The sequence below is a fragment of the Nonomuraea sp. NPDC050691 genome, from assembly GCF_040654455.1.
Taxonomy (GTDB): domain Bacteria; phylum Actinomycetota; class Actinomycetes; order Streptosporangiales; family Streptosporangiaceae; genus Nonomuraea.
In genome coordinates this window covers 1-10,145 of sequence record NZ_JBFAIA010000241.1, presented here as the reverse complement: position 1 = coordinate 10,145, position 10,145 = coordinate 1, and the positions used below count along the sequence as shown (strand labels likewise).

General features: G+C 72.1%; 12 protein-coding genes. 9 read left to right on the top strand and 3 right to left on the bottom strand.

Annotated elements, in window-relative coordinates:
- The 5 genes from dut to AB0H81_RS41380 form a co-directional block, all read left to right on the top strand.
- Positions 1-349: dUTP diphosphatase (gene dut / locus AB0H81_RS41400; RefSeq protein ID WP_358386902.1), on the top strand; the 349-nt coding region annotated here is incomplete at its 5' end.
- 47 nt (positions 350-396) lie between these two features.
- Positions 397-1,038 (top strand): DUF3710 domain-containing protein, encoded by a 642-nt coding sequence (locus AB0H81_RS41395; RefSeq protein WP_358386900.1) that lies wholly within the window; start codon positions 397-399, stop codon positions 1,036-1,038.
- Positions 1,039-1,067: 29 nt separating this feature from the next.
- Positions 1,068-1,451 (top strand): OB-fold nucleic acid binding domain-containing protein, encoded by a 384-nt coding sequence (locus AB0H81_RS41390; RefSeq protein WP_358386898.1) that lies wholly within the window; start codon positions 1,068-1,070, stop codon positions 1,449-1,451.
- Between the two features lie 4 nt (positions 1,452-1,455).
- The gene (locus AB0H81_RS41385) at positions 1,456-2,124 is read left to right on the top strand and encodes a DUF3159 domain-containing protein (protein WP_358386895.1); all 669 of its coding nucleotides are present in this window, start codon (positions 1,456-1,458) and stop codon (positions 2,122-2,124) included.
- 574 nt (positions 2,125-2,698) lie between these two features.
- Entirely contained in the window at positions 2,699-3,562 is an 864-nt protein-coding gene (locus AB0H81_RS41380; protein WP_358386892.1) for a hypothetical protein, read from the top strand.
- A 172-nt stretch (positions 3,563-3,734) separates the two neighbouring features.
- Here the strand turns inward: AB0H81_RS41380 and AB0H81_RS41375 are convergent, their stop codons facing one another.
- Both AB0H81_RS41375 and AB0H81_RS41370 read right to left on the bottom strand, forming a co-directional pair.
- Positions 3,735-4,394, bottom strand: coding sequence for a TrkA family potassium uptake protein (locus AB0H81_RS41375; RefSeq protein WP_358386889.1), 660 nt, complete (start codon positions 4,392-4,394; stop codon positions 3,735-3,737).
- Complete coding sequence (locus AB0H81_RS41370) at positions 4,394-5,059, bottom strand: TrkA family potassium uptake protein (protein ID WP_358386888.1); 666 nt, start codon at positions 5,057-5,059, stop codon at positions 4,394-4,396. Before AB0H81_RS41370 ends, AB0H81_RS41375 begins: the two co-directional genes overlap by 1 nt.
- A gap of 101 nt (positions 5,060-5,160) precedes the next feature.
- On the opposite strand from AB0H81_RS41370, the gene AB0H81_RS41365 reads away from it, so the two are divergent.
- From AB0H81_RS41365 to AB0H81_RS41355, 3 genes are all read left to right on the top strand, one after another.
- Positions 5,161-7,203 (top strand): APC family permease, encoded by a 2,043-nt coding sequence (locus AB0H81_RS41365; RefSeq protein WP_358386886.1) that lies wholly within the window; start codon positions 5,161-5,163, stop codon positions 7,201-7,203.
- A gap of 49 nt (positions 7,204-7,252) precedes the next feature.
- A complete protein-coding gene (locus tag AB0H81_RS41360) occupies positions 7,253-8,515 on the top strand; it encodes a class I SAM-dependent RNA methyltransferase (protein ID WP_358386883.1) in 1,263 nt (420 codons plus the stop codon).
- A gap of 220 nt (positions 8,516-8,735) precedes the next feature.
- Complete coding sequence (locus tag AB0H81_RS41355) at positions 8,736-8,918, top strand: hypothetical protein (protein WP_358386880.1); 183 nt, start codon at positions 8,736-8,738, stop codon at positions 8,916-8,918.
- A gap of 169 nt (positions 8,919-9,087) precedes the next feature.
- Here the strand turns inward: AB0H81_RS41355 and AB0H81_RS41350 are convergent, their stop codons facing one another.
- Complete coding sequence (locus AB0H81_RS41350; protein WP_358386877.1) at positions 9,088-9,363, bottom strand: hypothetical protein; 276 nt, start codon at positions 9,361-9,363, stop codon at positions 9,088-9,090.
- Positions 9,364-9,719: 356 nt separating this feature from the next.
- On the opposite strand from AB0H81_RS41350, the gene AB0H81_RS41345 reads away from it, so the two are divergent.
- Positions 9,720-9,878: a hypothetical protein gene (locus AB0H81_RS41345; protein WP_175588333.1), complete on the top strand. Its 159-nt coding sequence runs from the start codon at positions 9,720-9,722 to the stop codon at positions 9,876-9,878.
- Positions 9,879-10,145 lie beyond the last annotated feature (267 nt).

The window sequence follows — 10,145 nt, the reverse complement described above, 5'->3', positions numbered from 1 at the left end:
CGCCGCGTGCGACGCCGAGCTGCCGCCCGGCGCGCGCGCCGTGGTGCCGACCGGCGTCGCCATCGCGCTGCCCGAGGGATACGCCGCGTTCGTCCACCCGCGTTCGGGCCTGGCCTCCAGGCACGGCGTCACACTGGTCAACGCGCCGGGCACGGTCGACGCCGGCTACCGGGGCGAGATCAAGGTGACGATGATCAACACCGACGCCAGGGAACCGTTCCTCGTCCGGCGCGGCGACCGGATCGCCCAGCTCGTCGTCCAGCGGGTGGAGCGGGCGGCCTTCCGCGAGGTGGCGCAGCTCCCGGGATCGGCGCGCGGAGCCGGCGGATTCGGCTCGACGGGGCGCTGACGGGCCGAACAGGGTTCACAGATCGCTGAACAGGGAGAGTGAGAGACGTGTTCCGACGCCGTCGTCACGACCATCCGGAGCAGGCGGCGGCCGACGCCGCGGCCCCGGCCGAGCCCACGCGCGAGTCCGGCCCGTGGGACTCCGACGAGCCCCACCCCGACCACGACCGGATCGACCTCGGCGGCCTGCGGCTGCCGCACAACCCCGACTTCGACGTACGGCTGGCCTCCGTCGGCGACCAGCACATCGGCGTCGTCGTCATCCACGGCGAGAGCACGCTCCAGCTCCAGGCCCTGGCCGCGCCCAAGTCCATGGGCCTGTGGGACGAGGTCAAGACCAAGATCACACAGCAGCTCCCGGCCCTGGAGGGGCATGAGGGCCCGTTCGGCGTCGAGCTGCGCGGCGAGATCACCGCCGACGGCCAGACCCGCCAGGCCCGCTACCTCGGGATCGACGGGCCCCGCTGGTTCCTGCTCGCCGTCGTCCACGGCCCGGCCGCCGCCGACGAGGCCGCGGCGGAGCCGTTCCTCGACTTCCTGCGCGACGTCGTCGTCGTCCGCGGCAACGAGCCGATGGCGCGCGAGGAGCCCATCGTGCTGCGCCGCCCCACCGAACAGGGCGCGCAGAGCGACGACCGGCCGGGCCTCAACCCGTTCCGGCGCGGACCTGAGATCAGCGAGATTCGCTGACGACCTCCCATCGCATAGGCTGATTCATCATGACTACGGCAGGGGCTCCCAAACGGGGGTTGCGCGGGTTCTTCAGTCGGCTGGCATCACCCCAGTCCGAGATCGAGGCGCAGATGCTGCGCGAGGACGCCGAGCAGACGGGCGCGACACCGATCGCCTCGTGTGGCGGCAGGCGCCGGTTCTGCGTGGCCGGTACGCTACGTACGGTGACGCTGCGGCCGAGAGGTGGCGCCCCCGCGCTGGAGGCGGAGCTCTACGACGGGTCCGACGTGATCGACCTGGTCTGGCTCGGCCGCCGCAGGATCGCCGGCATCGAGCCCGGCCGCGTCGTCAAGGCCGAGGGCCTGGTGAGCGTGCAGGACGGCCGCAAGGTGATGTTCAATCCGCGATACGAGCTGCGCCCAGGGAGTTGATCAGGTGAAGGCCGAGGCCGGAGACACCGCCCACGACACCGTGGAGGCAGCGGTTCGAGCCCAGCTCGCCAAGGCGTTCGGCGGCGTGCGGGGCATCATCGAGGCGGCGGTGCCGACGGCCGCGTTCACGCTGGCCTGGATCACCACCGACGAGCTGAAGCTGTCGTTGATCATCAGCGTCTCGCTGTCGGTGGTGCTGCTCCTCGTGCGGGTCCTGCAGCGCTCGACGCCGCAGTTCGTGATCAACAGCCTGATCGGCATCGCGATCGGCGCGTTCTTCGCCAGCCGCACCGGCGACGCCAAGGACTACTTCCTGCCCGGCATCCTGTGGAACGGCGCCTACGCGGTGGCCATGCTGATGTCGGTCGTCGCCCGGTGGCCCGTGGTCGGGTTCCTCATCGGCTCGGTCACGGGCGACCCGACCGGGTGGCGCAAGGACCCGGGCGTCGTCCGGCTCTGCTCGCGGCTGACCTGGCTGCTCATGATCCCGTGCGTGGTGCGGGTGGCGGTGCAGCTCCCGGTCTACCTGTTCGGCGGCGGCGACGAGGCGGTGGCGGCGCTGGGCGTCGCCAAGATCGCCATGGGGTGGCCGCTGCAGATCGCCGCGCTGGCGGCCATGGTCTGGATGCTCGGCCGCGGCCGCACCCCGCTCAACCCCGTGGCCCCGGCCTGACGTCTGCCCCGCGTTCCCCCGGCGTTCCCCAGGCATTCCCCCGGCGCCCTCGCTCGTGAGAGGGCGCCGTCACGGCGTCCGGGGGCCGGGCTTCGGGGTGCGGACTGCGGAGGCGAGGCCTGGGACCCCATGCCCCCGTGGTGGGGCGCCGCGGCGCGTCGACGCGTAGTCAGATTCGCGGGTCCTCCTTCGGCGGTACGCGCGTCGACCGAACGACCGACACGGCCACGGCGCCCGGCTCCCGTTGGCGGACGGCGGAGGGGCCCCAGCATGCTCCTCGGCCGTCTGGGAGGCGGACGGCAAGATGAGGCAGTACCACGAGCGACGAGGACGGGGCGCTCGAGACGGTCGGGATGCGAGACCGCTATGACACAGGACGCCGACGTGGACCCGTGGGCGGCGGCTTGGACTCGTGGACGCCGGCGTGGACCCGTGGGTGGAGGCGTCGTACCCGGAATTGACCCCCGCATCTCCAACCACGGGTTGACGCGCCACCCCCACCGCCGGAGATAGCGTGTCGCACCTCGCCCGATTCAACGGGGCGTCCCATGCCCGCTACCCTCCGGAGTCACCCATGCCCGCCAGAGCCGCGACCGTCCTCGCCGCCTGCGCCGCGCTCGTCGCCGTCTGCGTCCTGGCAGGATGCTCCTCCGCGCCCGCACTGACCTCGGACGAGGAGAAGGTCTGCCTGGCGGCGGCCGAGGAGGACTGGGCGACCGTCCACGAGGACCTGCCGTTGATCGACAACGCCGCCATCAGGAGACAGGCGGAGCGCCTGGGGGCCGAGGTCCGCTCGTTGACCCGGAAGGACGCGATGGCCTCGATCGTGCGCGTCTGCGTCGAGGCGGGCTGGCGCGACGTGGTCGCGGAGGCGAAGGCGTCGGAGCGGGCCGTCACGCAGGCGTCGCAGGCGGCACTCGCGGCCCGCAGGCCCGGGCCGCTGCGCACCGCCACCCTGCCGGCGCCCGCCTGCAACGGCCCCAGCCGCTACGCCCCTACGTCGTTCATGCAGACGACGCTCGACCTCGACACGGGCACGGCGACCACCAGTCAGGTCGCCGCCTCGGCCGGCTCCGACGGCACCAACCGGTCCACGGAGTCACCCGCCCCCTCGCCCCGGCCGAAGAGGTGGGCCGAGTACTACATCGCCGACTGCACCGCCGACCGGATCGCCCTCGCGTCCAACGTGATCCGGTTCCCGAGGGAGGTCCAGCGCCAGCCCGCCAGCCTGGCCGAGTGCGAGAAGACGGCCCGGGGCGGGGCGGTCCAGCCCGGGCGTGCCGGCCTGGCGATCGAGTCGCTCGTGGGCAAACGGTTCTGCGAGGTCCGGGAGCCGGGGGAGGGGCTGGAGAAGATGGGCGTGTACTTCACCGTACGGGCCGAGGGCGGGCCCCAGGACGGCGCGTACGCGATCACGATCGAGTACGCGCTGTACTGACCCACGACTGCCCCTGAGGAATGCCCCGCGGCCTGCCTCGCCGTGACCGTCTTCTGGCGGCCTTCCTCCCCGTGACTGTCGTGTGGCGGCTCGCTTCCCACGACCAGCTTCCGGTGCCTGGCTCTTCAGTCGAGGTCACCAGCCGGGTGACAGGCCGGCCGGGACGCCCGGCTCAGTGCTGCGACAGGAGGTGGGCGAGCTCCTGCTCCACCTCCTGCGTGGCCACGAACAGCAGCTCGTCGCCCGCCTCCAGCGGGTCGTCGTCGGACGGCACCAGGACCCGGCCCTCGCGCAGGATCGCCACGAGCGCCGAGTCGATCGGCCACGGCACCGAGCCGGCCCGCTGGCCCACGACGGGCGCGTCCTCGGCGAGCGTGAGCTCCACCAGGTTGGCCTGCCCCTGCCGGAACGTCAGCAGGCGCACCAGGTCGCCGACGCTGACCGCCTCCTCGACGAGGGCGCTCAGCAGGCGCGGCGTCGAGACGGCCACGTCCACGCCCCACGACTCGTTGAACAGCCACTCGTTGTTGGGGTGGTTGATCCGGGCGACCACGCGCGGCACGCCGTACTCGGTCTTGGCCAGCAGCGACACGACCAGGTTGACCTTGTCGTCCCCCGAGGAGGCGACGACGACGTGGCAGTTGTTGAGACCGGCCTCGTCGAGCGAGGCGATCTCGCAGGCGTCGGCGAGCAGCCACTCGGCCCGCGGCACGCTGTCGATCTTGATGGCCTTCGGGTCGACGTCGATGAGGAGGACCTCGTGGCCGTTCTCCAGCAGCTCGGCGGCGATGGACCGGCCCACGGCCCCGGCCCCCGCGATGGCGACGCGCATCAGTCGTCCTTCTCCGGTGCGGCGGCGAGCACCTTGTTGATCCGGTCCATGTCGTTCTCGGCGCCGATCACGTGCAGGATGTCGCCCTCCTGCAGCACGGTGTCGTCCGCGACGACCAGCGACTCGCCCATCCGGTTGATGAACGCGGCGCGGCACCGCGCCTTGGGCTCCAGGTCGACGGCGCGGGTGCCGATCCAGGACTGGTGGACGGGCACCTCGGCCAGGACGACGCGGCCGGTCGGGTCGCGCCACAGCGGCTCGGCGCCCTCCGGCAGGACACGCCGCAGGATCTGGTCGGCCGTCCAGCGCACGGTCGCCACCGTGGGAATGCCCAGGCGCTGGTAGACCTCGGCCCGCCGAGGGTCGTAGATGCGGGCCACGACGTTGTCGACGCCGAACGTCTCCCGCGCCACCCGGGCGGAGATGATGTTGGAGTTGTCACCGCTGGAGACGGCCACGTACGCGGCGGCGGACTCGATGCCCGCGTCGGTGAGCACGTCGCGGTCGAACCCGATACCCGTCACCCGCCGGCCGCGGAACCCCGCCCGCAACCGGCGGAACGCCTGCGGGTCGCGGTCGATGATCGCGACCGAGTGGCCGCCGTCCTCGAGGATGTGCGCCAAGGTCGAACCGACCCGGCCACACCCCATGATCACTATATGCATACTCCCCCGCATCTCGCGGTCGGCCGGTTGCTCGACACCAGTATGGCCTGATAGGGGAGCGCTCCGATGCGCGGCCATAACGGCGACTAGGCTCTGGTTACGTGGCGAAGGTGACAGATCTTCTGAAACGCGTCCTGGTAGGCCGGGCGTTGCGCAGCGGGCAGCTGCACGAGCAGCTCCTGCCCAAGCGCATCGCCCTGCCCGTGTTCGCCAGCGACGCGCTGTCCTCCGTGGCGTACGCGCCGCAGGAGATCCTCGTCATCCTGTCGCTGGCCGGAGTCTCGTTCTTCACCTACAGCCCGTGGATCGCCCTCGCCGTGGTGGTCGTCATGCTGACGGTCGTCGCGTCGTACCGGCAGAACGTGCACGCCTATCCCAGCGGCGGCGGCGACTACGAGGTGGCCACCACCAACCTCGGCCGCAACGCCGGCCTGACCGTGGCCAGCGCCCTCATGGTCGACTACGTGCTGACCGTGGCGGTGTCCGTGGCCAACGGCGTCGACTACGTGGGCGCCACGATCCCGTTCGTCGGCGAGCACAAGCCCGCCGTGGCCATCGCCATCGTCGTCCTGCTCACCGTGGTCAACCTGCGCGGCCTACGCGAGTCGGGCGTCGCCTTCGCCATCCCGACGTACGCGTTCATGGTCGCGGTGATCGGCCTCGTCGCGTGGGGCGGGTTCCGGCTGCTGGTGCTCGGCGACGAGCTGCACGCGCCGAGCGCGGAGTTCGGCATCGTGCCCGAGCAGACCAACCTGACGGCGTTCGCCGCCGCGTTCCTCGTGCTGCGCGCGTTCTCCTCCGGGTGCGCCGCGCTCACCGGCGTCGAGGCCATCAGCAACGGCGTGCCCGCCTTCCGCAAGCCCAAGAGCAAGAACGCCGCCACCACGCTGCTCATGATGGGCCTGGTCGCGATCACCATGTTCGGCGGCATCATCGCGCTCGGCCTGGCCTCAGGGGTGAAGGTGGCCGAGCCGTCCGTGGTGGCCACGGACCTGCTCAAGCCGGACGGAACGCCCGTCGGCCCCGGCTACTACCAGCAGCCGATCATCGCGCAGGTGGCCGACGCGGTCTTCGGCGGCGGTTCGGCGGCGTTCGTGGTGATCTCCGCGGTGACCGCGCTCATCCTGTTCCTGGCGGCCAACACCGCCTTCAACGGCTTCCCCGTGCTCGGCTCGATCCTGGCCCAGGACCGCTACCTGCCGCGCCAGCTCCACACCCGCGGCGACCGCCTGGCCTTCTCCAACGGCATCGTCATCCTCGCCGCGGCGGCCTGCCTGCTGCTGTGGGGGTTCAACGCCGACGTCAGCCGCCTGCTGAACCTCTACATCGTCGGCGTCTTCGTGTCCTTCACGCTCAGCCAGACCGGCATGGTCATCCACTGGACCCGCCACCTGCGGACGGAGACCGAACCGGGCGCCCGCCACCGCATGCACCGCTCCCGGGCCATCAACTTCTTCGGCGCCGTCATGACCGGGCTGGTGCTCGTCGTCGTGCTGCTGACCAAGTTCCTGGTGGGCGCGTGGATCGTGTGCCTGGCCATGCCGATCCTGTTCGTCATGATGAAGGGCATCCGCCGGCACTACGACAACGTGGCCGCCGAGCTGGAGATCACCGGCGAGTACGACGCGTCCATGCTGCCGGCCCGCAACCACGCCATCGTGCTCGTCTCCAAGATCCACAAGCCGACCCTGCGGGCCCTCGCCTACGCCCGAGCCACCCGACCCTCCACGTTGGAGGCCGTCACCGTGGGCGTCGACGACGAAGAGTCGCGCCAGCTGCAGGAGGAGTGGGAGCGGCGGGGCATCCCGGTGCCGCTCAAGATGCTGCACTCGCCGTACCGGGAGATCACCCAGCCGATCCTCGACTACGTCAAGACGCTGCGCCGGCGCTCGCCGCGCGACGTGGTGACGGTCTTCATCCCCGAGTACGTGGTCGGGCACTGGTGGGAGCACCTGCTGCACAACCAGAGTGCGCTGCGGCTGAAGGCCCGGCTGCTGTTCAAGCCCGGGGTGATGGTGACGAGCGTGCCGTGGCAGCTGCACTCCTCCGACCGGCTCAAGGGCCGCCCGGAGCCGTTCGCGGCCGGCTCGGTGCGCCGCTCCTGGCACGACGTCGTCAAGGACCAGGGGATCGAGACCCGCTGACGGCTCGGCCCCGGCGAGGGCCCGGCCGAGCAGGGCATAGGGTGTCGATGTGGAAGCGGAACAGGCATCTCTGGAGCTCACGGTCGGTCCTGTCGCGCACGGGGGCTGGTGCGTCGCCCGGCACGAAGGCCGCGTGGTCTTCGTCCGGCACGCCCTGCCCGGCGAGCGCGTCGTCGCCGCCGTGACCGAGGAGACGACCCGCTTCCTCCGGGCCGACGCCGTGGAGATCCTGGAGCCCTCGCCCGACCGGGTCGTCCCGCCCTGCCCCTACGCCGGCCCCGGCCGGTGCGGCGGCTGCGACTGGCAGCACGCCACCCTGGAGGCGCAGCGCGCGCTCAAGGCCGACGTGGTGGCCGAGCAGCTGCGCCGGCTCGCCGGCATCGACCGGAAGGTCGTGGTGGAGGAGGTGCCGGGGGCGCCCGACGGCCTCGGCTGGCGCACCCGCGTGCAGTTCGCCGTACGGGGGGACGGCGTGCCGGGCTTCCGCAAGCACCGCTCCCACGACATCCAGCCCGTCGACGCGTGCCTGATCGCCCACCCCGAGGTGGAGGCGGTCGGGGCGGAGCTGCGCGAGTGGCCCGGCGCGGCGGGCGTCGAAGTGATCGCCGCTACGGGCGGCGACCGCGCCGTCGTGGTCAAGCCGCGCCCGCGCCGCACCGTGGCCGTGCCCGACCTCGACGCGCCCGCCTCGATCCTGGTCGACCAGGGCAAGGGCCGCACGGTGCCGCGCCGCGGCCCGGGCGTGCTGCGTGAGCGGGTCGGCGACCGCGAGTTCCGGGTGTCGGGCAGCGGCTTCTGGCAGGTCCACCCCGGCGCCGCAGAGACCCTGCTGGACGCCGTCCTGACCTTCGCCGCGCCCGAGCCGGGGGAGTGGGCGCTCGACCTCTACTGCGGGGTCGGGCTGTTCGCCGCGGGCCTCGCCGAGGCGGTGGGGCCGGAGGGGGCGGTCTTCGGCCTGGAGTCCGAGGAGGCTGCGGTCCGCGACGCCCGCGCCAACCTGCGCGACCTCCCGCAGGCGCGGATCGAGCGCGGCCGGGTGGAGGAGGCGCTGGACCGCTTCCAGATCGAGCGCGCCGACGTGGTGGTGGTCGACCCGCCCCGCTCCGGCCTGGGCCGCGAGGTGGTGGACCGCGTCGCGAGCCTGGAGGCGCCGCGCGTCGTGTACGTCTCGTGCGACCCGGCGACGCTGGCCCGCGACGTGGCGTGGCTGGGCGAGCGGGGCTACGACCTGGCCGACCTGCGCGCGTTCGACGCCTTCCCGCAAACCCACCACGTGGAGTGCGTGGCGCTGCTGGTCAGAAGGCCGATCTAGCAACCGGCGCCAGGACGGCCGTCCAGGCGGGCTCCGCGACGCGAGCCGGCACGTCGCGTATCTCGATCTGGCCGGCCGGCCCGCCCCTGACCGTCCGGCGGCGGCCCAGCCCTTCGAGCCCGGCTTCCAGTCCTGGACGAGAAGCCCGAGCAGCGCCTCGTCCAGGAACTCGCCCATCACCCAGACCGAGGAGCGCAGCACGCCCTCGCGGACGAAGCCGTTGCGCTCGGCGGAGCGCAGCATCGCGGCGCCGACCAACGTGCCGCCGTCCGGCTCCACCACGGAGAACGGGGCGTGCCCCTGCTCCTTGTCGTCCACCGCGAACTGCGCGTCCTTCGAGCCGGGCGTGATCGGCCGCCACGGCCGGCCCACGGCCCGCGAGTGGGTGACCACGTCGTCGTAGAGCTCGGCCTGCGGGATCGGGATGTCGTCCTCATGCCGGGCCCGGAGCCCGACTATGTCGCCCTTCAGCATGCGAGGTTCCTGTCCGTCCGCGCCGGCCGGCGGCACATCACGCTCATGGCGCCGGGACCTCCTGGCGACGTGCCCGCCGTGACGACGGAACCGAAGGTCTACCCGGGCCTGGAGGAACGGGCCTGACGGGGCGAGGCGAGATCAGCACACTGGCGGGCACGTGCCAGGACGGCCGTCGCCGTGCCGCCCAGCATCATTCCGGCCCCGGCCAGGCAGAGCAGCATCGGCCGGGCAAGGGCGTGCAAGGCCATCGCCACCTGCGCCTCCCCGGCCTCCGTGCTCGCCCACACCTGCACGACGAAGAGGCCCTGATACAGCGCCCACACGATCAGCGCGGATCCAGCGGCCACGAACACGTACGTGATCATTCGCATCGCCGGATCGTACGGCTTTGGTCGCCATCCCGGGAGACCACGGGGTCACTGGAGTGACCGCCCTCGCGGCGACGCTGTACGTCCTGACTGGTGGTCTTCCGCCTGATTCGCTCGGATAAATGCGGATATGTGCGGGGTGGGTCTTCACCTGAGGCGTATAGATGGCCCTCCGGGGCGGGGATGTCTCTACCTGCTCCCCTCGGCGCCAGATGTTCTGAAGCTCCGCGCGTGGCAGGCTGACTCGCGGTGGCGGGGCCTTCACAGAACGGGGCGGTGCGGGCGGCTGCGAGATGTCGTCCGCGCAGGCTCGGAGGCATGGCCGCCGTCAGGCAGGTCTTCCGACGGAAGGAGCATGAATGAGCAGCAGTGTCGTGGCGCGCCGGCTCAACGATCACGTCGAGATCCACCACGTCGATCGGCCGGACGTGGTGCTGGAGGTGCCGCGCAAGGACTTCGCCGACCTGATCGCCGCGGTCATGCCGCTGGAGGCCGAGGTCACGGAGTCAGCGGCCTGATGTCCACGGTGGGGTCGGGCGTCAGAGAGTTCGCGACCTGACGTCTCATCCAACCTGCTGAAGCCCCCGCCGGCCTGGTGCCCGGCGGGGGCTTCCCCGACCGGGGGTTCAGGCCGCGCTCAGCGCCGCGCCGGCCGCCCAGTCGACGGACAGGACGTTGGCCACCTGCCGGCCCGCCGCCGGTGGCCGCTCCAGCGGGCGCAGCCGGTCGCGGCTCGCGTGCCGCACCTCGTCGAGGTGGGCGGCCGGGTACGCGGTATGAGCGCG